21 protein-coding genes are annotated in these 23,790 nt (G+C 40.3%); 7 read left to right on the top strand and 14 right to left on the bottom strand.

Annotated features, from left to right (window positions below):
- Positions 1-123 precede the first annotated feature (123 nt).
- Positions 124-2,004 (top strand): asparagine synthase (glutamine-hydrolyzing), encoded by a 1,881-nt coding sequence (asnB, locus tag IGI54_RS06145; protein ID WP_216429178.1) that lies wholly within the window; start codon positions 124-126, stop codon positions 2,002-2,004.
- Between the two features lie 371 nt (positions 2,005-2,375).
- On the top strand, positions 2,376-4,268 hold the full coding sequence (locus IGI54_RS06140; protein WP_430620183.1) for an endonuclease MutS2: 1,893 nt from the start codon (positions 2,376-2,378) through the stop codon (positions 4,266-4,268).
- A 52-nt stretch (positions 4,269-4,320) separates the two neighbouring features.
- On the opposite strand, the gene IGI54_RS06135 is transcribed toward IGI54_RS06140, so the two are convergent.
- Positions 4,321-6,420, bottom strand: coding sequence for an LTA synthase family protein (locus tag IGI54_RS06135; RefSeq protein ID WP_430620182.1), 2,100 nt, complete (start codon positions 6,418-6,420; stop codon positions 4,321-4,323).
- 370 nt (positions 6,421-6,790) lie between these two features.
- Here IGI54_RS06135 and IGI54_RS06130 point away from each other — a divergent pair, with 370 nt between their 5' ends.
- Together IGI54_RS06130 and IGI54_RS06125 are read left to right on the top strand one after the other, a co-directional pair.
- Complete coding sequence (locus IGI54_RS06130) at positions 6,791-7,438, top strand: FusB/FusC family EF-G-binding protein (protein ID WP_430620181.1); 648 nt, start codon at positions 6,791-6,793, stop codon at positions 7,436-7,438.
- A 780-nt stretch (positions 7,439-8,218) separates the two neighbouring features.
- Entirely contained in the window at positions 8,219-8,545 is a 327-nt protein-coding gene (locus IGI54_RS06125) for a restriction endonuclease (RefSeq protein WP_430620180.1), read from the top strand.
- Here IGI54_RS06125 and IGI54_RS06120 read toward each other — a convergent pair.
- The 3 genes from IGI54_RS06120 to IGI54_RS06110 all read right to left on the bottom strand — a co-directional run bounded on the left by IGI54_RS06120 (position 8,540) and on the right by IGI54_RS06110 (position 10,520).
- Positions 8,540-9,049: a GNAT family N-acetyltransferase gene (locus IGI54_RS06120; protein ID WP_430620179.1), complete on the bottom strand. Its 510-nt coding sequence runs from the start codon at positions 9,047-9,049 to the stop codon at positions 8,540-8,542. The two genes, IGI54_RS06125 and IGI54_RS06120, sit on opposite strands and share 6 nt — an antisense overlap.
- Before the next feature lie 70 nt (positions 9,050-9,119).
- Positions 9,120-9,737, bottom strand: coding sequence for a hypothetical protein (locus IGI54_RS06115; RefSeq protein ID WP_311899530.1), 618 nt, complete (start codon positions 9,735-9,737; stop codon positions 9,120-9,122).
- A 159-nt stretch (positions 9,738-9,896) separates the two neighbouring features.
- Positions 9,897-10,520 carry an SDR family oxidoreductase gene (locus IGI54_RS06110; protein ID WP_430620178.1) on the bottom strand — a complete coding sequence of 208 codons (624 nt, stop codon included), beginning with the start codon at positions 10,518-10,520 and terminating at the stop codon, positions 9,897-9,899.
- 153 nt (positions 10,521-10,673) lie between these two features.
- Here IGI54_RS06110 and IGI54_RS06105 point away from each other — a divergent pair, with 153 nt between their 5' ends.
- From IGI54_RS06105 to IGI54_RS06095, 3 genes are read left to right on the top strand one after another with little or no spacing between them, the layout of a single operon-like run.
- On the top strand, positions 10,674-11,471 hold the full coding sequence (locus IGI54_RS06105; protein ID WP_430620177.1) for a bifunctional hydroxymethylpyrimidine kinase/phosphomethylpyrimidine kinase: 798 nt from the start codon (positions 10,674-10,676) through the stop codon (positions 11,469-11,471).
- On the top strand, positions 11,468-11,962 hold the full coding sequence (locus tag IGI54_RS06100; RefSeq protein ID WP_216429194.1) for an ECF transporter S component: 495 nt from the start codon (positions 11,468-11,470) through the stop codon (positions 11,960-11,962). The genes IGI54_RS06105 and IGI54_RS06100 overlap by 4 nt, the downstream gene beginning before the upstream one ends.
- Before the next feature lie 15 nt (positions 11,963-11,977).
- On the top strand, positions 11,978-12,517 hold the full coding sequence (locus IGI54_RS06095; protein ID WP_071861383.1) for a TIGR01440 family protein: 540 nt from the start codon (positions 11,978-11,980) through the stop codon (positions 12,515-12,517).
- 45 nt (positions 12,518-12,562) lie between these two features.
- On the opposite strand, the gene IGI54_RS06090 is transcribed toward IGI54_RS06095, so the two are convergent.
- The 10 genes from IGI54_RS06090 to aroB all read right to left on the bottom strand — a co-directional run bounded on the left by IGI54_RS06090 (position 12,563) and on the right by aroB (position 23,787).
- Complete coding sequence (locus tag IGI54_RS06090; RefSeq protein ID WP_430620176.1) at positions 12,563-14,803, bottom strand: AAA family ATPase; 2,241 nt, start codon at positions 14,801-14,803, stop codon at positions 12,563-12,565.
- 27 nt (positions 14,804-14,830) lie between these two features.
- On the bottom strand, positions 14,831-15,310 hold the full coding sequence (locus IGI54_RS06085; protein ID WP_071861381.1) for a DUF6530 family protein: 480 nt from the start codon (positions 15,308-15,310) through the stop codon (positions 14,831-14,833).
- Positions 15,311-15,467: 157 nt separating this feature from the next.
- Positions 15,468-16,313, bottom strand: coding sequence for a DegV family protein (locus IGI54_RS06080; protein ID WP_430620175.1), 846 nt, complete (start codon positions 16,311-16,313; stop codon positions 15,468-15,470).
- 79 nt (positions 16,314-16,392) lie between these two features.
- The gene (locus IGI54_RS06075; RefSeq protein ID WP_430620174.1) at positions 16,393-17,562 is read right to left on the bottom strand and encodes an LCP family protein; all 1,170 of its coding nucleotides are present in this window, start codon (positions 17,560-17,562) and stop codon (positions 16,393-16,395) included.
- 96 nt (positions 17,563-17,658) lie between these two features.
- Entirely contained in the window at positions 17,659-18,507 is an 849-nt protein-coding gene (gene pheA / locus IGI54_RS06070) for a prephenate dehydratase (protein WP_430621460.1), read from the bottom strand.
- Complete coding sequence (locus IGI54_RS06065) at positions 18,507-19,010, bottom strand: shikimate kinase (protein ID WP_071861377.1); 504 nt, start codon at positions 19,008-19,010, stop codon at positions 18,507-18,509. The genes pheA and IGI54_RS06065 overlap by 1 nt, the downstream gene beginning before the upstream one ends.
- Before the next feature lie 182 nt (positions 19,011-19,192).
- Positions 19,193-20,470, bottom strand: coding sequence for a 3-phosphoshikimate 1-carboxyvinyltransferase (gene aroA / locus IGI54_RS06060; protein WP_430621459.1), 1,278 nt, complete (start codon positions 20,468-20,470; stop codon positions 19,193-19,195).
- Positions 20,471-20,474: 4 nt separating this feature from the next.
- Positions 20,475-21,548 (bottom strand): prephenate dehydrogenase, encoded by a 1,074-nt coding sequence (locus IGI54_RS06055; RefSeq protein ID WP_430621458.1) that lies wholly within the window; start codon positions 21,546-21,548, stop codon positions 20,475-20,477.
- A 16-nt stretch (positions 21,549-21,564) separates the two neighbouring features.
- Positions 21,565-22,725: a chorismate synthase gene (aroC, locus tag IGI54_RS06050; protein ID WP_313631280.1), complete on the bottom strand. Its 1,161-nt coding sequence runs from the start codon at positions 22,723-22,725 to the stop codon at positions 21,565-21,567.
- 3 nt (positions 22,726-22,728) lie between these two features.
- The gene (gene aroB / locus IGI54_RS06045; protein ID WP_430621457.1) at positions 22,729-23,787 is read right to left on the bottom strand and encodes a 3-dehydroquinate synthase; all 1,059 of its coding nucleotides are present in this window, start codon (positions 23,785-23,787) and stop codon (positions 22,729-22,731) included.
- Positions 23,788-23,790: the final 3 nt, after the last annotated feature.

The following is a 23,790-nucleotide window of genomic DNA, read 5'->3' as shown; positions in this document are numbered from 1 at the left end:
AGGTTTTCGCCTTTTTTTACAAGGAAATCACGTTCAATCGTGAAAGTCATTAAATCGTATGATATACTTTGAAAGTTGATATGAAAGAGTATCATTTACCATGTTTGAAAGAGGGTAGAGATTGTGTGTGGAATTGTAGGATTTATTGATCGTTCAAATACAACGCAAAAAGAACAAATTGTTAAAAATATGATGGATACGATTGTTCACCGCGGACCAAATAGCGCGGGACAATTTATCGACGAAGGCGCAGCTTTAGGATTCCGTCGTCTAAGTATCATTGACCTTGAAGGTGGCACTCAGCCCATCAAAAACGAAGATGAAACAAAGATTATTACCTTTAATGGAGAAATATATAATTATCAAAGCATTCGCGAAGATCTGATCGCGAAAGGACATATCTTTACGACTCATGCCGATACGGAAGTCTTACTACATGGCTACGAGGAATACGGTGTAGAACTGTTGCAAAAAATCCGTGGGATGTTCGCCTTCGTGATTTGGGATACGGAAAAACAAGAATTATTCGGTGCCCGTGATCATTTTGGAATTAAGCCTTTGTATTACGCACTAATGAACGGAACATTCATGTACGGTTCAGAAATCAAAAGCTTCTTACAACATCCAAACTTTGTTAAAGAGCTTAATAGAGAAGCCTTGAAGCCTTATATGACCTTCCAATATTCAGCCTTAGACGAAACCTTCTTCAAGAATGTTTACCGGATCAAAGAAGGCCATTACTTTACTTATAAAGATGGCAAGCTGGATATCCAGCAATATTGGGATGTCAAAGAGCAAGAAACCAATATGACTTTAGACGAAACGGTTGATTTGATTGATGACACGGTTGTGAAATCAGTAGAAGCTCACCGAATCGCTGACGTTGAAGTTGGCTCGTTCTTATCATCTGGGGTCGATTCAAGCTATGTAACGGCTGTATTACGCCCAGAGCATTCATATTCGATCGGTTTTGGCGACAAATCTTATAATGAATCTATCGAAGCTAAGAAATTAGCGGATTTGATTGATTTAAATAATACGTCTCGTGTCGTTACTGGAGATGAAGCCTTTGAATATTTTCCACTGATCCAATACCATTTGGATGAGCCTGATTCAAACCCTTCATGTGTGCCTTTGTATTTCTTGGCCGAACTTGCCAGTCGTGATGTCCGCGTCGCCTTGAGTGGTGAAGGAGCAGACGAATTATTCGCCGGCTATCAAGCCTATGGGATGAACACAAGATCTAAAGCTGTCATGGTAGTAGCTGAAGGTTTGAAAAAATTACCAAAAGGCATGCGCTACTCGATCGCTAAAGGCTTGAAAGGCAAAACCTTTAAAGGTGCGTTGCATTTGTATACGTCATTAGCACCGGCTGAAGAATTCTTCATCGGTCAAGCTAGAGTCTTTGAAGAAGATGAAGCTGTTGATTATTTACAACCTGAATTCCAACAAAGCCCTACGATCAAGGACATCGTGGATGTGCATTACGAAAAAGTTCAAGACATGTCCGAAATCAAAAAAATGCAATATTTGGATATGCACCAATGGATGCCAAAGGATATTCTTTTGAAAGCTGACAAATTATCAATGGCCAGCTCCTTAGAAGTTCGGGTTCCATTACTAGATAAAGAATTGATGAAGGTTTCAGAGGTCGTTCCTACGAAATACTTGATCAATGCTGAAAATACCAAATACGCTTTCCGCCAAGCAGCTGCACGTCATTTGCCAGAAGAATGGTACAATCGTGAGAAACTAGGCTTTCCAGTTCCTATCAAAGACTGGTTGCGTGAAGAAAAATATTATCACATCGTCCGTGATGTCTTTACTCAAGACTTCGTGAAAGAATTTTTTGATCAAGATAAGATCGTAAAATTATTAGACGATAATTTCGCTGGAACAGCAGACGGTCGTCGTAAAATCTGGACGATCTACACCTTCTTAACGTGGTATCAAGTTTATTTCATTAACGATGGTGTCAAACCAGTCCCAGCAACAATTGCGTAATTTTTTCATTCAATTTGACAATTAATATCTGTCAGGTTATGCTAGTAACAAGGAAACTTAACAAATATAATGAGGTGTCTTGGTGAGTGTAGTTATTTAATTTGGAGTAACTAAATAGCAAAAAATCCTGTTGTCTAACAGTTTATTTTGCATACCAAATTAGATACCTATCAAAGCGGATGAATCATTTCAAGCTATGGGGAGGAATCTCTATAGCTTTTTTTTTGCGAGTTGCTCTTCCTACTTTAGCAGGTTAGAGCAATCGTAAGCGTAGTTCAAACTAGCTGTCAGTCCCATTTTTTAACGTCTGCGATTACATTTTGTTAAGTCTGCCTTAGCTTTGATAGGGTCTTAAACGAAAGGGAGAGACCATGAATAACGAAACATTTACAAAAACACAATTTACTGAAATCAAACAACAGCTTGCTAACTATGCGATTAGCAGTTTTGGGAAAACGTTGATCGACAATTTACAGCCCCATTCTAAATTATCAGTTGTCGAAAAAAGACTGAACGAAACGGAAGAAGCTAAAAAACTTTTAGATAGTGGACTGCACGTTCCCTTTATGGGCTTGCAAAGCGCAGAACACATAACGAAACAGCTTGAAAAGGGCTTTGTTTTAACACCATCTGAATTGTTAGAGTATGCCGATTTTCTTCGCAGTCTGCGCTTGATTCGCCAATTTTTTGAAAAAAATCAAAGTATCGCCCCATTACTGAATCGTTACGGGCAAGGATTAAATGATTTCCAAGAAATCGAAGAAGAGATTTATCAAGTTATTCGTAACGGTCGGGTCGTTGATAACGCGAGTCGTGAATTACGACGTGCGCGACGAGACATTGCTGAAACAGAGGATAAGATCCAAGAATTACTAAAAAAATTCATTCGACAAAATAAAGAGAAATTACAAGAAGCCATTATCTCTAAGCGAAACGATATTTTTACCGTACCGATCAAAGCCGCGTACAAAAAGCAAGTCAAGGGAACAATCGTTGAGCTTTCTAGTAAGGGGACGACGGCTTATATCGAGCCTAGTAGTGTCAGTCGCTGGAATGAACAGCTGACGTACCATAAAATGACCGAAGAAGCGGAAGTTTATCAAATTTTGGCGACCTCAACCGGGCTATTGGCAGAAGCCTTGCCAATGATACAGCAAAGCATTGAGATTATCGCTGAGTTCGATCAGATTTTTGCTCGTGGAAAATTCAGTCGCGAGTTAAAAGGTCTAACACCAAAAATAAATGCTCGTGGCTATATTCATTTAGTTGCAGCGACTCATCCGCTGATCGACCATGCTGTGCCGCTAGACTTGACCATTGGCAAAGACTACCGTGGTTTAACAATCACCGGGCCTAACGCCGGCGGCAAGACAGTGGTCTTAAAAACAGTCGCTCTATTGACCTTAATGACGATGATTGGGTTACAGATTCCAGCTAAAGCAGGTTCTGAGATCGCTATTTTTGATCAAATTTTTGTTGATATCGGTGATGCCCAAAGTATTGAAAATGCCTTGAGTACCTTCTCCGGTCATATGCAAAATATCTCAACCATTCTGCGGCAGGCCCATGAAAATAGCCTTATTCTACTAGATGAGCTAGGTAGTGGGACTGAGCCAAATGAAGGTGCCGCGTTGGCAATAGCGATTATGGAAGAATTTTATCAAAAGGGCAGTATTTTGATTACAACGACCCACTACGGCGAAATCAAGCGTTTTGCTGAAGAGCATCCCGACTTTATTACAGCTGCTATGGACTTTGATGCCGAACGGCTTACGCCCAAATATCGCCTGTTGATTGGCCAAACCGGCGAAAGCAATGCACTGTGGATCGCCAAAAAAATGGCAATTGATGACAAAATCATCGAGAAAGCTCAAAACTATTTTGTTGACCGAAATTATCAGTTAGAGAAAAAGAATTTTAAAGTTAAAGAATCCGATAAGACAAATACCGCGATTCCCACAATGACTTACTATAAAGGGGACAAAGTTTTCTTGTTAGAGCAACAGCAACCGGCTTTGATCTACCAAGAAATTCCATTTAGTGAAAATGTCTCAGTCTTCTTTGAGGACAAATTTATCGAAGTTCCTAAGCGGCGAATCAAATTGGAATTTCGTGCGACAGAATTGTATCCAGCTGATTATGATGTTGAAAATCTATTTGAAGATTTTCAAGCGCGTAAGGAGCGCCGCGATATCGATCGTGGTTCTAAAAAAGCCCAACGGAAACTTAGAAAAGCCGCTGCAGAACGCCAGCAGCAAAATTAAAAAGAGGGTCTATGACAGTTGCTGTCATAGACCCTCTTTGCGAATACATTGTCTATTCGTATTGTTGATAGGTTTTCGTTTTATAAAGCCCAACGGTTGAGCGCTGGTTATTCTCACTATACAAACTAGAAGACTTGGCGCCTTTTTGTCGCTCGATCGTTTCTAGTCGAGCCTTTTGGTTGCGATAATCATAAGAGTTGGGATCAATCGAGTCTAATCCGCTATTTTGATAAAATCTCAGTAAATCGCCGTTATTGATTTTATCCGAGGTAATCAGTTGCTGATCCACCGCCTGATTCAGCTCCGTAAAGACTTGCTCTTGCTCTGGTGTCGGCTCGTCAATGACTTGGGCTGTCTGATTGTCGTACATTTTACCGCCATAGAAAGTATATTGCGGAGTCACAAAATCGCCATCTCTAAAGGCCACTACTTGCTTATGTTCGGGAGAAAATAAATCTTGACCTAGCTGCAAATATTTTTTTGAATTGATCCCTAATAAATGCAAGAGAGTAGGGAGGGCATCAACTTGTCCACCATAGGTATGATTGATCCCGCCGTCGGTCGCACCAGGAACATGGATCATGAACGGAACACGTTGCAGTTGAGCATTGTCATAGTCTGTCCAACTATCAGAATCTTTACCAAGCAGCGGAGCCAATTCCTTATTACGCGTGTTTGAAATCCCATAATGATCACCGTACAAGACAAAGATCGAATTGTCATACAGTCCGCTAGCTTTCATGTAATCAAAAAATTCTTTCAATGCAGTATCTAAATAATTAGCTGTAGCAAAGTAGCCATTGATCGTTTCATCTTTGGTGTTCGCCATCGGAAATCCATCTTCATCATTCTTGAAGCGAGAATAAGGATAGTGGTTTGAAACCGTAATGAATTTCGCATAGAAAGGCTGCTGCAAATGTTCCAAATATTGGACTGATTGATTCAAGAAAGGCTTGTCATGCATCCCGTATTGGAAGGAATTGTCATCATTCACATCGTAGTAAGAAGAATCAAAGAAATAATCAAAGCCTAAGTGCTTATAAGTTTTGTCGCGATTCCAGAAAGAGGCAGAATGGCCATGAAAGACAGCTGATGTATAATCGGCTTTTTGTTTTAAAATATTCGGAGCGGCTTCAAAAGTATTTTTGTCACCCATTTGTGTGAATAAGGCCCCTTGATTTAGGCCAAACAACGAATTTTCCATCAATGTTTCGGCATCGGATGTTTTACCAGCTTTTACCTGATGAAAGAAATTATCAAAACTATAGGTACTTTCACCATGATACAAGCTATTTAAAAAGGGAGTGACAGTGTGGTTCACGCCATTCTCATCTGGCAGCTGATAGTCGATCAAAAATTGCTGAAAGCTCTCTAAATGGATGTAGACAACATTTTTTCCTTTAGCGATTCCATACATCGAATCATCCGGTTCAGCATAATGATCTTTAATGTAGCTTTCAACTTCCTTTAAATCAGTCGGGCTGGCTTCCGCTCGGATCTGGTTGTTTTGATAGGTTTGATAACTGTCGTATAAAGTAAAGGCATTGATCCCTAAATATTTTACTAAGTACTCCCGGGAAAATTGTCGGCTCAATAGACCGGTACGATCGATTTCCGCTAAAAAAATATTCCCGCTGCCAATCAACAAGGATATAGCTGCTAACGCTGTGGCCTGACGAAAACGTGGATAATCTGTTGCTATCGGTAGTTTTTTTCTAATCAATAAAACAGGAATCACTAGCAAATCTAAAATATAAATAAAATCATACCAACGAAATAGCCGTAGGGCGCTTTCACCTAAACCAGTAGAAACCTGACCGGCCCCTAATAAGGTATTGATTGTAATGAAGTCGGTAAACTCTCGATAATAAACAGCATTGGAAAATAACCAAATCGTCAGTAGCGCATAAATGCTGAATAAAGTAGCGTAAGCAACCTTTGAACGCTTAATGAATAGACCGATACTCAGTAGCACCATCGAGACGCTTAAAGGATTGATCAATAGAATAAATAACTGCATCGGACTTTGGATGCCTAAATGAAAATCGACCACGTAGGCGAACATATTTTTTAGCCACAATAGCAGTATCAATAAGCTAAAAAAGCCTATGCGTGTTTTAATAAAGTTCGTATATTTTTTTAAATGAGACATTTACATGCTCCTTATATTTTTATCCATATATCTTAAATATTCTATCGGTTTTTACCAGGAAGGTCAAACGTATTCCTTATAAAAAAGCCGATATTACAGCATTTACCTATTATCGTTAAAAGAAAATAAAAGAATCTTAATAAACCAACAACTCGTTCAAATTCATTCTTTATAGGACATAAATAATAAAGCTTGCAGAAATACAACGAATCAATTATTCTTACCAAAGTGTTTAAATTGGCAAAAGTAGGAGGGGATCTTGATGAAGCACTCATCTTGTATCGTACGGCCAAAGAAAGCAATCATGCCGGCTAATAAGTAATCCTTTGATGGAAATTCTTTTCCTCAAAGAGTAGAGACGGGGAAAATTATGAATATAGAAAAACTAATTATGCAGCCATATGAATATGGCTATTGTAAACAACAAATCAGCGAGCTAGTTGCCGCGTATCATTCAGTCAATGACAAACAAACGATCAACACTTTGCAAACATTGATTAAGAGCAAGACTGCTGAAATATTTAGTCGTGACACGTTACTGGAAACTTATTGGGAGCAATTTCTTAATACAAGTTTGACCAGAGACAAATTCGAAAAATTATTCGATGAGCTGAAAGCATTTGTTGTTCCTATGAATATTCCAACAACCAAACAAATCGACAAATGTTTTCGTAAGGTCAAAAAAATGCACTATCCAGAATTAATGATGACTGACTTTACTGAACTAAGTTACTTAGGCTGGAACGATAGCGGAACCAATCGGAAATATTTGATGCGCCAAATCGATGGGCGTTTTTCAGGTATTTATGGGAGTTTCAGTACCGATATTCAAAAAGGTCATTGTGCGATTTGTAATCAAATAAGTACTGTGAGTTTCTTTTTGGCAACAACAAAATCAGCTGGTGACGGAACGTATACGAAAAAAGGCAATTACATTTGTACTGACAGCAATCAATGCAATCGTCAGCTAACACAATTAGAAACCTTTGAACGTTTCTGGGAAACGATTAATAAATAGTAAATAAACCGCTCTAAGACTAAGTTAAGTCAGTTAGAGCGGTTTATTTGTTAGGAAAGATGGTAAATACAATAAAAAGAAAAAAATTTTATTTTAGTTTACATAATATACATTAACAAAAGTTAGCTAGTAATAATTCGTCGCAATTAGTTCTATTTGAATCATAGATATTTCAATTATCTATTCTTAGTATCATTTGAGTATTCGAATTTTTATTTCAATAAATTGCCTCTTATTGTTTTAAATTTAAAAAAATCAATGTTTGAACTTTCTATTAGAAAAATTCTTTTCCGGTTTTTGTTCACTCGTTTAACTATGAATTATATTTATGTAGCTTAATAGTTAAAGTTTCTGCAACAAAAAATTTGCAACTATTTTTAAAGTTTTTAGTCTTAAACTATTGAGTAAATTTAAAAATGCAACTTCGGTGATTAATTGAACCAAAATACGGAATTTTTCTTGTAAACACTATGAAAACGAAATCTTTTTTTCTTACAACAAATCGAAAGTACCTATTCAACGTATTTATTTGTAAAGAGTCCACATAAGGAGTGTTTCTATGAAAAAATCCAGCTTTAACCTTATTTTCTTTGGCCTCATAGTCATAGCTCTCGACTATTGCTATAATTTCTTACCAACTACCTATTTTTATATGGGCGTCTTGTTTGTTTTTCTCGGTATTAGCTCAGAGGTGTTCCCTTACCTTAGCAAAATCAAACGTTTCTCAAAAGCCCAGATTCAGCAGATCGATTCAATGGATGGAATCGAATTTGAAGAATATTGGATAAATGTGGCTATCAGCGGCCTAAGATTACGCAGAAGTCTGGCGATCAAGGAATTGATATCATTGCTACACAAGAAGAGTTGAAAATTGGCTTTCAATGTAAACGACGGAAGAAAAAAGTTGGTAATAAAGCGGTGCAAGAAGTCTATGCTGGGATTGGTTACTACTCTCTTGATAAGGCCATCGTGATAACCAATAGCTACTACACAACTTCAGCAAGGCAGCTTGCGAGAAAACTTGCTGTTGAGCTTTGGGATCGAAATGATTTAATCAGGCTTATAGAAAACGAGCGACGAATAGATCTTAAGAATTCAAATTTATGAAGAAATCGTATTTTTTAACAAATAGACTAAGTGTTCGCAAATCATCCCGTTTTGATTTCGTAAATAACCGAATTGAAAGGTCATTCCTAATTTTTCTAACACTTTCCTTGAAGCAATATTCTCAGGAACTATTTGTGCGACGACTTGTGGCAAATGATTATTTTTAAATGCTCGCTGCACAAGTTCTTCAGCAACGATAGTTCCATAACCATTCCCTTGAAACTCCTGTTTAATAATGTAAGCGAGTTCGTCAAACTCCGTTCCTTGAATTTTTGTTCTGATGATACCACCTATTCCAATCAATTCACTGCTCTGATTTTCTACAATATAATAACTATATCCATAATCTAAATATTGCTGTTGAGTTTTTTTGATCCACCCTTTTACCTCTCTATCAGTGTAAGCTTTCCCCCATCCGATAAGCATTAGTTCTTCGTTTTGCAATAATGATTTTAAAAAATAGAAATCGTCTTGCTTTACTTTTCGCAATTGAATAGCTGTCATCATTTGATCCTCTTTTCGATAATTGATCTTATAAAAAATAATCACCCACTGTTTCCCTAACATGGAGTGATTATTTTTTGATTTTATTTTTGAAATGTTTGATCTTATCTAGGGTAATGATTTTATTTATTTCGCTCGTTTCGTCACCCTCTGCTTTTTTGCGTTCTTCAACAAGTGAAATGCCTCGATGCTCGGCTCTAAAAATAGTGCGTTTGATCTCCTCGACTTGCGCTAATTTTTTTATGGCTTCCGGATCATTTTTAAAAAGGGCCTTTGTTTTCCGATCATGAATCTTTTCAGTTGTTTTTTCATTCCAATAACTGATTAAAGCTAGATTTATGGCTAAAGCAATCAGCAAGAAGTTATCGGTTACACGAGCATGACTTAAATAGCCATTATTAAACAACCAGACAACATAGCAAAGCAGCGCAATGAAGCTGAAGACTTGATAGACACGCAATGCCTTTTCACGCCCTGTTCGATCAGCGAAGGTCGGTTTTGCTTCGTTAAATAAGGCTAGATAAACCGCACGTCCTGCTTCAAATTCAGGCTGGGTATTTTCGGCTGTTTCATAGGCTTCTCGTTTTGTGAAGCCTTGTTCTTTCATATAATATTTCGCGATTTTTCTCTTTCGAATCATTTGAACCCCCTCTTCGATACGGCCGTCATAAATATGCTGAAGATTCATTGGTTAGCTCCTTAATCACGTAAAAATCTATTTTAGGTACCTCCCATTTTATCATTAAGTAAGAAGAAAAACTAAGAAATAATTTAATATTTTTAAGGGGTGATGAATTAACTAAAAAGAAAGCTATTAGCACTGGTTTGGTGGCTAATAGCTTTCTTTTTAAATTGTTTTCAATGCTTCAGCAATCGGTGTATCGCCATTGCCCATTAGAATAATTTTCTTGATTGTATTGTCTTGTTTTAGTAATCCTGCTAAAACAAGAGCAACATCCTCAATCGAATTTTCCGTTTTTCCAGTGACGTCGGTGGTGATTTTACCGCTGCCTGGTGTTTCTAAAAGACTACCTGGCTGTAAGATCGTGTAATCTAAACTCGTCTTATCAATCAACCAATTATCAGAAAAGAATTTAGCAATGTTGTAGTCGGTTAAGGCTGTTCCCCATTTTTCTGGTTGTAAAGCGAACAGCGAGCTTAAATGGATATAGCGCTTGATTCCTTTTTGCTCTACGGCTTGCATCAATTTCACTGCGCCAAATAAATCTGTCTGCAGTAAATCTTTTCCTCGTGAACCGGCGACGAAATAGACTGCTTCCGCATCGTTTAATGTTTCGGCGATTTCATCGATCGTTCCGTGCATATCTAAATGGACTGGTTCGACTTCCTCACTTTTAGTAATGTTTTCTTCATGTCGTGCTCCCGCATAGACAAAATGTCCCTGCTTAACTAAATTTTTGGTTAATTCTTCTCCTACTCGTCCAGTTGCTCCAGCGATAAATATTTTCATAGTAATAGCCCCTTTCCTCATCACATATGCTAACGCATTTTGATTTATCCAACAAATATTTCCACTTATAATTGGATGGTCTATAAAACAACCAATTGGCTGTTTTATTTTTAGTAAACCCTTTTATAATAGAGAACATTAAGGAGCTTATTTATGACAAAAACAATACTGACCATTGCAGGTTCCGACACGTTAGCTGGAGGCGGACTGCAATCAGATTTAAAAACCTTTGAGGACTATCGTTTATTTGGTTTAACGGCGATTACCTGTATCGCGGTGGTGAAAAATAATCAGTTTGAAATTCATGACCTGCCAACGACTTTATTGCAAGATCAGTTAGACACGATCAAACAGGAAATCGATCTGTCGGCGATTAAATTAGGGTTGATCCATGATGTGACTTCACTTTCAATCGTGAAAGACTTTTTACAAAGCTTTGACGGTCCAATTGTATTAGATCCAGTCATGGCTTTTAAAGAGACCAATCAAGTTTACAGTCAGAACTATCGAGCGGGATTGATTCAATTGTTTCCTTTTGCGACGATCGTTATACCCAATCTTAAAGAGGCTGAACTATTAAGCCAGCAAAAAATTACGACGCTTGCTGAAATGAAACAAGCAGCTCAAGCAATTGTTGAGTTAGGAGCAGCAGCAGTTGTCATTAAGGGCGGTGAGCGCTTGGCTGGTGAGCTGGCTTCCGATTTATTTTACGATGGCAATCAGTTCAATCTTTTGTCTAAGCCGAAGCTGGCAAAAGCAACCATTAACGGTGCTGGCTGTACCTTCGCGTCGGCGATTGCGTCTAATTTAGTTTTAGGGAAAAATTTATCGACGGCGATCGCTGATAGTAAAGAGTTTGTCTATCAAAGTATCCTTAACGGGATTACTTTAAAAAATGGAGAAGGAAATGTTTGGTACGGCAATAGTATAGAGACGGAGGAACAGACATGAAAACGAAAGAAATGACGAAATTGGCAATGATGGTCGCCTTGACTGTCACCTTATCACTGATGTTTATCATTCCGATCCCAGCGACTAAAGGCTTTGTGACGCTTTGTGAAGTCGGGATTTATGCTTCTGCCTTATTCTTTGGTCCAACTGGCGGATTATTGGTAGGTGCAATGAGTGGTGGCTTAATCGATCTGATCTCTGGCTATCCGGAGTGGGCAATTTTTTCGATTGTGATTCATGGCTTCCAAGGATTTCTCTTAGGCTATTTGTATAATAAATTTCCCAATAAAAAAGGGTTATTATTGGGTTTTACATTGGCTAGTTTATTTATGATTGTCGGTTATGCACTAGCGACAGCCTTATTATTCGGCTGGCCGGCGGGAATCGCGTCGCTACCAAGTAACGCGGTGCAAAATATCTTTGGAATCGCCGTGACCGTCCCCCTTTATCAAGCGTTACAAAAAGTATTGCGTCATCCTCAATATAAATAGAAAGAAGTTTTAGACATGGAAAAAGCACAATTACAACAAGACCTAACAACGATCGTCAATGATGTATTAGCGGCGGCTGAATTAAAAGCTGGCGACACCTTTGTTTTAGGCTGTACGACTAGCGAGATCGTCGGTGGGACTATCGGCAAAAATTCTAGCCAAGAAACCGGTCAATGGGTTATTGAAACATTGAAAAGTATTCTTGATCCACAAAAAATTTACTTAGCCGTTCAAGGCTGCGAACATATCAATCGTGCCGTTGTTGTCGAACGAGAATTAGCCGAAAAGAAGGACTGGGAAATTGTCTCAGTCAAACCCGCCCTTCACGCTGGCGGATCTTGTTCCGTTGCAGCTTTCGAACAATTCACTGATCCGGTGGAAGTAGAACATATCGTTGCCCAAGCTGGGATTGATATTGGTGACACCTCTATCGGGATGCATGTAAAATACGTACAAGTACCTGTCCGTCCTTCAATTAAAGAATTAGGCGGCGCGCACGTTACCGCTTTACGCAGTCGGCCAAAATATATTGGCGGACCAAGAGCGACTTATTAAGCATAAAAAGACACGTTTCAAGCATTTCGCTGAAACGTGTCTTTTTTAAATAAACCGTGCAATCAACTGCAACAACTGATGAGGCAAGGTTGATATATCCGAGATATCGACAAAATTATTTTCACCGTACAACTCACGTAACTGCTCTTTATCCTCACCAATAGCACAAGCGATGAATAGAATTCCTTGTCGTTCGTATTCTTGCAAGACATCTTGGATATCTTGCTTGGCTCTCTCGCCAGTATAATCTGGCAAGGCTTTAGGCTGGCCATCACTGATGGATAACAGCACTTTTGTATCCGCTGCTTGTTGATTCAGCTTTTCGGCTAAGAGTCGCAATGGAACGCCGTCACGGTTATTTTGCCGCGGCTTCATAGTGGCGATTTTTGCCGCCATGAAATCATAAGAATCATCAAATTCTTTATAAGAATAGATCGAAGTCTTTTCCCGCTGACTAAGATCGGCAGAATCGCCATACAGCATCAATGGAATCTTCGTTTTTTCCGCAAATAAACTTAAGGCTACGGCCGCCAGTTTCGCCGTCTCCATCCGGTCATCTCGCAACATCGAACCGGATTCGTCCACGCGCACCGCTAGAGCTAATGAGGGTTGCTCATTCGGCGGATTTTTTTTATCAAAGTTTCGCAAATCGCCATAAGCAACATGTCCGGGATTGAAGCGTGCCCCGTAATATTTCCCGCTAGAAAAATCATTGCTGACTTCCTTATCTAACAGATCATTGATCACGCGGCTCAGGCTGTCAACTTCCGGTAACACTTTTTGTGTTAATTCCTGTCCTTGTTCCAGCGCTTTTTCATTGATCTTTGGCCGATGCAAGATCGTTCCTTCTTTGGCGTGGATCGTTTCTTTTAGAGCTTCTCGGACTTCGCGATTCAACTCTTTGCGTTTAGTTTTATCAAGTTCGGTTAGTTCATCTAGTGACATGGCTGAACCAAGTTTATCCTCTTCGTCAAGTGAGGCGGAGTTGCCTTTGGATTCGGCATCCGAAGTCTGGCCCTCCTCAGGAAGCGTCATTGCCTCTTGCTCTGGTTCCTTTTCACCTGTATCCGCAGATTCTAAGATTTCGTCTGATGCTGCGTCTAAGTCACTACTTTCGTCACTGATGGCTTCACTTTTTAAAGTGGTGTTTTCAGCTTCTTCTATGATATTCCGTTCAGATGCTTCTGCTTGACTGAGTTTTCGTCCTTGCTGCAATTTTTGTTGATTTTTTACTTGCTGCAGTTTGGTTAACAGTCCGCTTTGTTCTAAGGCATTCTGCAAAATTTTTAATTCTGTTTCATCGGTAGTCAGTTTGTAGAGAACCTTAGGAAAAATACTTTCTAACGGATCTTGGCCTTGCTTCAAGCTATTGACCCAGAAGAAATAGGAACGCATGCCAGCGACGCCTTTAATCGCGTTTGCTTTGGCCGTTTCATCTAGTAACCGAATAATTTGAGCCATGATCGCTAAATAATCTCGATCAGAAAAATTCGTTTTGGCTGTTGCCCGCTCGATCATGACTTCAATCGACGGCAGATCCATTTTTTCCGCATGCTGAACCCGGTCCCGCAGCGATTCATTCAATGGCCGATTGCCTTGGTAGTTCCGATTGGTGGTAATCACAACGACACAATCAGGGTGTCGACGAATGATCCCGGTGGGAATGTTCAATAAGCCATTCGGTTCTAACGCTGAGTTTAAAGCCACTAATACTGAAGCATCCCGAATCACTGTTGGTTCTTGGATCTCCAATAGATAGCCTCGCTGCATCGCTCGCACAATTTCTGAAGGATAGAATTTATATTCGACACTCTTAGTATTTTCTGGCTGGTTGATCCGTTCAATCAATTGGCTCAAGCGTTCTTTGGCTTGATTATCGTCAATTTGAAAGTGCTGCTGGATGACGTTTAATACGGTTTGCAGCGAGTCCGTCTGATAAATAGCTTCTAATAATTCTTGATCTTCATTGTCATCGGTGGATACTACTGGTAATAACGCGCCAAAGACATCGGTTTTGTCCATATCGGCAAAACAGGTTACTTTTGTATAGGGCAGCTGCAAATCATCGGAGAGCGCGCGAGCTAATTGGGTTTTTCCTGAGCCGGCATCCCCTTCTAACAATACATTCATGATTTTCATTTCAGGATCGAGCCAATTATGCTTGATTTCTGAAGCGATCCGCAGTTCTTCCTGACTGGTTTTATGGCTGGCTGGCTTGTGCCAAATCATTTGTTTTTCTACTTTAGTAAAGGTACGGCCTTCTGTGATCACAAAAGGATTTTCCATGCTGCTCACCTCAAGTTTTAAAGATTTTTAATAGCCTAGTTCGTCTAAAAGACGTTTTAATGTGCGATAACGTTGCGCGATCAAGTCGCCATCCTTGTTCATCGTATCATTGAACAAAATAATGTCTTCATCGATTTTAGGATTCTCTGTATCTACTTGAACTTCCATTCGTCCACCTTGTAAGCCTAAAATCTCAACGGATGGATTTTCTGGATCATAAAATTTTTCATACCGGTAGGCATCTTGTAGGTAGATACTTGATTGGGCCACTAAGATCGCTAAATCCAAAATCCGCGTAATCGGTAATTCCTCCGATTGCCGAGACCATTTTTCCCCCGTGTGACGCCAAACCTTTCCTGAGATATCCACTCGTCCACGATCATTCCATTGAGCTAAACCTAACGTCAATCCCTTTGCGTCACTATCCCATGCGTTATGTCCATCGATCTTATCGTAATCCTCTACTAAAAAAACTGGTTTATGCTTTAGATTTGTTGGTATTTTCATTACAAAATCCTCCTGTTTCTCTTCACTAATTTAGTAAATTAGTAAACTACTAATGAAGAAAGAATACGAAATTTTAGTGATTAATGCAAGGAACTTACTTCTAAATGAACTCTTTTTAAAAATAAAAACTCACTAGCAAACTAGTGAGTTTCGTTTATTATTTCGCCACGCCTAACGCGATGGCTTTGTCGCCTAAATGCGTGCCGATGACCGGACCAAATGTTCCAATATCGATCGTCGCTTCAGGATATTTATCTCTAAGTTTTTCGTATTCTTGTTGGGCTAACTCAGGATTGTTGCCGTGAATGATAAAAATTCGTAGATATTCGCCATTCACTTGCCGGCGTTCTTCAATGATTTCTTCTGTTCGTTGAAGAGCCTTTTTTAAAGAACGGATTTTTTCTGCCAGCACAATCTTACCGTCTTCAAAGGTTAAGATCGGCTTGATTTTTAACAGGCCGCCAATGATCGCTGCACTATTGGTCAGACGGCCACCACGCACCAAATTATCTAAATCATCCACGATGATATAGGCGTTGGTCGTGTCGCGAATCGTATCAACAGCCGCAATAACTTCATCAAGGGATTTTCCTTGGTCACTCATCTCCAACGCTTTTTCCGCCATATAGCCCATTGGCACGCTAGTGATCTTTGAATCGTAAGGAATGACTTGCAAACCTTCAATATCTTCTTTGATCGCCGTCAAAGTCCGCACAAAACCAGAAATACCTTCTGATAGATGAATACTGATCACGGTGTCATAGCCTTGTTCCTTGATCGAGCGGTACAATTGGAAAACTTCCCCTAACACCGGTTGAGAGGTTTTAGGAAAGTCCTTGCTTTCTTTGAGCTTTTGATAAAATTCTTCATATCCGATATCGACGCCTTCTTCAAAAGGCTCGCCATCAATAATTACTGGAATCGGGATAATAAATAAATCTTTATGATTGCGTACGCGTTCATTCAGATAGGCGGTGCTATCTGTCACGATCGCTAATTTCATATTCATTTCCTCGTTTCAATCAAAATTTACAATAATTATAATATAGCATACTCACAGTAGCATGGGAATCAAAAATCGGCTACTTGTCTAAAAAGGCTTGGACCGCCTGAGTATTTTGATTGGTATCGACGGCCAGTGCACTGCCGGCATTTGCCGTATCGATATACGACCATGAACCATCGACCGGTAACGTCAAACGCTCGATCCCACCAACAGCTTTGGCAAAATTGAAAAGGTTACCTAGGACAAAGGTATTTGGCATATCTGTTGATAGATAGCCCCAGATTTTTCCGGCTGCGTAAGGTCCTCTTAATAGTACTAATGGATTTTTTAATTGACTAAAGACACTTTGCATCACTTGCTGTTGTCGCCGAACACGACCAAAGTCGCCTTCTTCGTCCATCCGAAAACGAGCATAGTTCAACAAGGTATGACCATTCATCCGTTGTGGGCCCTTACTGATCGGCTGATCGATGTATGAGCTCATGTCTTTCTCTGAATTGATTTGAACCCCACGTGGAAATAGCGCATCTACACCTTTTTCAAAGGTCTGGAAATCCACCATCGCGTAATAACGACAATCAATCCCAAAATTATCTTTTAATGTCTGACGAACTAAATCAGCACCGCCGTAGGCATAAGCAGCATTCAATTTGTTTTCACCAACTCCTGGGATATTGACGTACATATCCCGCATAAAGGAAACTAATTTGGGTTTGCCATGACCGTCTACTTGTAGAACCATCATGGAGTCAGAACGGCCGCTGATATTGTCTCGCGTGTCGCTTCCTAAAAGTAAAATATTCTTCGTTCCATTAGAAGACTCCACGCCGTTAAATTCTTGGGTCTCGATTTTTGGCATGGAAGAATCATGCTTCGCCGCAAAATTTCCAACACCGAAAGAAATGACTGAAAAGCCTAGTAGCACTACCAAAACCATTAATAGGATTCTGCGCCAGCTTCGTTTTCGTCTCGGCTTTTGTTCATAAGGATTTTTAGCCCTTCGTTTGAAAGGATTTTTTACTGAAGGAAATTTAAAGTTAAAGCGTTTCTTTTCAGGCTTTTGATCGTATTCTTGATAATAGAACTTCTCTTCTGGTTCTTCATAGCGTTCGGTCGTAGCATCTCGTTCAGACGAAGACTGATTCTTTTGTGTATTTTTTTTGATCTCACGACGAAAGCCAAAAGGCTGTTTTTCTTCCTTTTGACTTTCCTTATGAATATCCTTATATTTATCCATTCGGCTCATAGTGCACCTCTTCATTTCCATACTGTTAATAATAAAATAGCAAATCAACCGGTATTTGTCTTATTTTTATAAAAAAAAATTAGAAAACCTTAACTACTAAGATTTTCTAATTTTTGGAATGTAGGTGGGGTAATCCCCGATTAAAGTAACATCAAAATGTTGGGCATTTAACTGCTGTAGAACGCTTTGTAGCTGATCCCCTTGCGGCCGTTCTAAATCAATAATGAAAAAATATTCTCCCAGCTGAGTCTTCTGAGTCCGGGATTCAATTTTAGTTAAATTAATTTTTTCAGCAGCAAAAAAGGCTAAACATTGATAAAGCGCACCAGGATGATCCATCGCTAGATCAAATAACAGCGTCACTTTTTGCTTTTCTTGTGGTAAGTCGCTAACAAGCGGCTGATTTCCCAGCAGCCAAAAGCGTGTCTCATTATTATCGATCGATTGAATGTCTTCTTTGACGATTTGCAAATCAAATTGCGTGGCCGCTTCTCGGGAACCGATCGCCGCATATTTTTTATCCGGATTCTGCGCCACCTTTTGAGCCCCTAAGGTAGTCGAACCCAGCTGTTCGATATCAACCGAGGGAAAGTGATTCATCAAAAATAATTGCGATTGTGCTAATGCTTGCGGGTGGCTGCAGATCAATTCTGTTTCCTGCCAACTCTCAGCGTGATCAGGATGGACCATTAATTGTTGACGAATCGGCAAAACAATTTCCGCTTGAATCGTAGGTAAAGTTTGAAAAATTAGATCCAAAGTTGGCAAGACAGAGCCTTCAATAGTATTTTCAATCGGTACCATGCAGTATTCTATTAGTCCACTTCGCAATGCTTCTAGTAAAGCTGGTAACGAATCATAAGACATCAATTCCTCTGGTGCAAAAAAATTAGTCGCAGCACTATAAGTAAATGACCCTTTCGGTCCTAGATAGCCAACCTTCATTACGATCCCACCTGTTGGATGATTTCTGAAACAATTTCTACCGGTTTCTTTTCAGTCGTATCGATAACGACCTTCGCTAGTTTTTCGTATAATTTTTCTCGGGAGAAGAACAACCGTTTTAAATCGCCATCATCATTTTTGATTGCTAATGGACGAACATTGACGTGATCTTCACGAATCCGTTTAACTAAAATATTCGCGTCTGCCTTTAAATAAACCACCAATTTATCCGATAAAACTTGTTGATTTTCTTTTTGTAAAATCACACCGCCTCCAGTAGCGATGATCGATTCTTCCTTCAACGCTTCTTTTAAAAGCGTTGTTTCATGTTTCCGAAAAGAAGTTTCACCATGTTCCTCGAAATAATCACTGATCGGTTGACCAATCCGTTCAACTAGCACATCATCCATGTCAACTACTTGGGCGTTCAAGGTTTCCGCTAAAGCTTTACTGATCGTCGTCTTGCCTGCACCCATAAATCCAATTAAAACAATCGATTCCATTAGACATTCTCCTTATTCGTATTAATGAATTAATTTTTTTCAAAAGCAAAAAAATTAGTTTGATCCTCATGCCGTATATCATTCTGCTAAACACTTTTACACTTGAGTGAGGTAACTATAATTTCTTATCAATTAAATTGAATAAACTGTGAAAAGCGGAACTGACATCCTTCGTATTATTCTTAGTCCGTAATTAATTGAGCAACGTCAGTGAAAAAATTGGGATAGGAAATATTGATTGCTTCGGGATTGTTTAATTCCACCACTTCATCTGTCAGCAGAGCAGCTATCTGCAACATCATCCCTATTCGATGATCACCGTGACTGTCCACCGCTCCGCCATGTAGCGGTGTCGGTCCGTGAATAATCAGACCATCATCGGTCGCTTCGATCTTCGCTCCTAATTTATTTAGCTCTTGAGCTGTCGCATCAATCCGATTGGTTTCTTTGACTTTTAATTCTTGAGCATCGCGAATAATCGTCGTCCCATTGGCTTGTGTGGCAGCTAATGCCAGGATTGGCAGCTCATCAATCAAACGGGGGATGATTTCGCCGCCGATCTCACATGCCTGTAAGTGAGCTGTTTTTACTGCCAAATCCGCCGCTTGATTTTGTTGATCTAAATTGGTTTGCTGAATCTCCGCACCCATTTCTAACAAAACATCTAAAATACCTGTCCGAGTGGGATTCACTCCAACTTGTTTCAGTAGCAGCTGGCTTTCTGGTAAAATGCTGGCCGCTACTAGATAAAAGGCCGCGGAAGAAATATCACCGGGAACGATTACTTCTTGACCGACTAAATGCTGACCACCAGTCAAAGTAATGGTTCTATCGTCGACGTTGATCTCGCCGCCAAATTGTTTGATCATCTCTTCTGTGTGATTTCGGGATTTTTCTTTTTCAATGATCGTCGTCGTCCCTTCGGCCTGCAGTGCCGCAAACAGTATCGCTGATTTTACTTGAGCACTTGCGATCGGCATTTCATAAGTGATTCCACTCAGTTTCTGACCGTGGATTTGAATTGGTGGGAATTCGCCGCCTTTTGCTCCTTGAATTTGCGCGCCCATTTGGCGTAAAGGACCCATCACCCGCTCCATCGGCCGCCGATTTAAGGAAGCGTCGCCGGCAATTTCACTAGTAAAAGGACGTCCGGCTAGAATTCCTAAAACTAAACGCATCGTTGTGCCGGAATTTCCAGCATCCAGTAATTGATTCGCTGTCGTTAAGGCTTCAATCCCTTTGCCTTCAACAATAATATCCCGCTGGTCTTCATTGATACTTACTCCTAATGCTTTAAAAACCGCGATGGTGCTGAGACAATCCTCGGCTCTTAAAAAATTATGAATCCTTGTCGTACCTTCACTGATTGCGCCAAACATAATGCTGCGGTGTGAGATTGATTTATCCGCCGGTACGGTCAATATTCCATTCAGCCCTTTTTTTGTGGAAAGTAGCTTCATCGTTTCAACTCCTTCTGCGACAATTAAACTTTTCTGCTTCGATTAATCGCTGTCCCTTTTCTAAGTCTTGTTGATTTTTAAATGAAAGTTCTAACACGCCGAAAATGTCTTCTCGTGTCTCTTGAATCTTTAAATTGATAATTGAAATTTCCGCCCCACTTAAAACGGTCATGACTTTGGCGATCGCCCCTGCAATATCCGGGATATCAACATAAAGATCGTAAAAGGCGGGGATGACACCATGATCTTTAGCAGGCAAATGGTCTCTGGACTGCTTGGCCTGGCTGAAAAATTCATAAATCGCCGGCTGATCCTCCGCCACCAGACTCTCGCGGATACGTGCCATTTGGTTTTGCCAATTTGAGATCAATTCCAATAAAATGGTGCGATTAGTTAATAAGATGTCAGTCCACATTTGCGGATCAGAAGATGCGATGCGAGTGATATCCCGAAAGCCCCCGGCCGCTAATTGAGTCGCCCGTGGGTATTTTTTGGTTAATTGATCGCTCATATTTACTAAGCCGGAAGCCACGATGTGAGGCAAATGACTTAACACACCAACGATTTCATCATGAGATTCCGGTTCAATCACGACGAATTTGGCCCTTGTCGGTTCTAAAAGTTCCATTAGCGGCTCAACATCGATTCCTTCAGGCGGTGTCAAAATGTAATAAGCTTCTTCAAAAAGGTTCGGATTCCCTGCTTTAACCCCAGATTTGTGAGAACCAGCCATTGGATGTCCGCCGATAAACGTAAATGGCAATGTTTTAGCTAAGGTCATGACTTCATTTTTAGTACTGCCAGTGTCTGTTACAATCACCGACTTTTTTAATGGCAAGCGGGCTAACTCGTGTAAATAGTGTAACGTTGAGAGCACAGGGACAGCTAAGATGATTACATCCATCGCAGGTGCTTCATCAAGGGAAACAATTTGATCCACCAATTGGACGTCAAGCGCGATTTTTTGAGTCTCAGCTTGATGATCCCAACCGTAGAGTATGATCTCCGGATTTTTAATGCTACGGCAAAGAGAAGCGCCGATCAGCCCCAGTCCTAAGACGTAAACCTTCTTTTTCACTGTCTCACCTGCTCTCCTAAAAATTTTTAACAGCTTCGCGGTAAGCCGCTACCGCCTGTTTGAATTCTTCCATCGTATCACTAGAAAATTTGTCTAGCAGTTCTTCTGCCAAAACAGTGGAAACAACGTGCTCTGCCACAACTGAAGCCGCCGGGACCGCAGTACTGTCTGAGCGTTCAACACTTGCTTTGTAAGGTTCTTTGGTATCGATATCGACACTCATCAAAGGTTTATAAAGTGTTGGAATTGGTTTCATCACACCCCGAACGATAATTTGTTCACCGTTAGTCATGCCCCCTTCGAAGCCGCCTAAATGATTACTCCTTCGGCTGTAGCCTTCATTCCAAACAATTTCATCCATAACCTTTGACCCGGGTTGACGAGCCGCTTCAAAACCAATCCCGAATTCTACGCCTTTGAACGCATTGATACTCATCATGATTTGGGCGATTTTTCCATCAAGTTTGCGATCCCATTGAACATAGCTGCCTAAACCTGCGGGAACATTATCTGTCCGAACTTCCACGACACCGCCGATCGTATCGCCAGCTTTTTTCGTTTGATCGATCAATTCTTTAACGGATTCTTCCACCGTTTCATCCACCATGTTGACTTCTGATGCATTGACCTTTGCTTGGATTTCTTGAACGCTAATTGTTTCGGGTACAGTCGCTTCGATGCCACCAAGAATCACTACATGGCTGGCAATCTCAATATCAACTGCTGCTAAAATTTGTTTGGCGATTGCACCGATTGCCACCCGCATTGTAGTTTCCCGTGCTGATGAGCGTTCCAAAACATTCCGTAAATCATTATGACCGTATTTCATTCCACCGACTAAATCGGCATGGCCTGGTCGTGGCTTTGAGACCCGACGTAATTTCTGATCTTTTTCTGCCACTGCTTCTACCGACATGACGGTTTGCCAATTTTTCCAATCTCGATTTTGAACGATCATCGTGATCGGTGAGCCCAGAGTTTTGCCGTGACGGACTCCGGAAGTAATTCGGACTTGGTCTTTTTCGATCTTCATACGACCACCCCGACCGTAGCCGCCTTGTCTGCGAGCCAATTCCTGATTGATCTTCTCAATCGAAAGTTCTAGGCCGGCGGGTATTCCTTCGATGATCGCCGTCAGTTCTGGCCCATGAGATTCTCCAGCTGTTAAGTAACGCATAAACTACTTCCCTTCTATTAAATAGTCTTTGATGTCTGAAAGTTTGATTTTTTGAATATAGGCTTGCCCAATATCTTTTAATAAAATGATATTCAAGTTATCGCCCCGCGCCTTTTTATCATGGGTAATCGCTGTATAAAACTTCTCTGCTTCCCAAGGTTGGTAATTGATCGGTAAGCCGTATTTCTGATTCATCGTGCTAATTTTTTGGGTGATACCTGCTGGCATTAGCTGATTCATTTCTGCCGTTTGAGAAATTTTTACCATACCAATCGCTACAGCCTCGCCGTGACTGATTTTTCCATAGCCAGCGGTATTTTCGATGGCATGTCCGATCGTATGACCAAAATTCAATAATAAGCGTGAGCCATTGTCAAATTCATCTTCTTCAACAACCGTTTTCTTTACTTGTAATGCTTTTAAAATGATCGCTTCGCTGTGGACTAAAAGATCTTGAACTCCTGTTAGTTTCTCAAGATCCTTCCATAATGAAGCATCACTGATGGCACCGCATTTAATGATTTCTGCGATGCCCTCGCGCACTCGTAATTCTGGCAAAGTATTTAACGTTTCCGGATCGATCAATACCCCATCAGGTTGAGCGAAGGTCCCAATCATATTCTTAGCCCTACTTGAATTTACCGCTGTTTTTCCGCCGATACTAGAATCCACTTGAGCCAATAATGAAGTCGGAATCTGGACAAAAGCGATGCCTCGCATATAAGTGGATGCGACAAAACTGGCTAGATCACCAACTACGCCGCCCCCTAGCGCGATGACCGCATCACTGCGAGTAAATTGTTGCTCCGCCAAAAATTCATAGAGAGTATTTGCCCGCTCTAATGATTTACTGCTCTCTCCGGCGGGAACTGCATAATGACAAACCTCATAGTCTGCTAATTGTTGCTGGATTTTTTCACCATAAATCGGATAAACATTTTCATCGCTGATAATCGCGATTTTTTTATTTTTCCAAAGTGAGGCGATCCATTCACCAACGGAATCCAAAGCGTGGCGTTTGACGGTGATCTGATAACTTTTATCTGGTAGAACGATTTCCATGAA

The sequence above is a fragment of the Enterococcus sp. DIV0800 genome (genome assembly GCF_050559735.1).
Classification (GTDB): Bacteria; Bacillota; Bacilli; order Lactobacillales; family Enterococcaceae; genus Enterococcus_A; species Enterococcus_A devriesei.
This window is presented reverse-complemented; position numbering and strand designations above follow the sequence as displayed.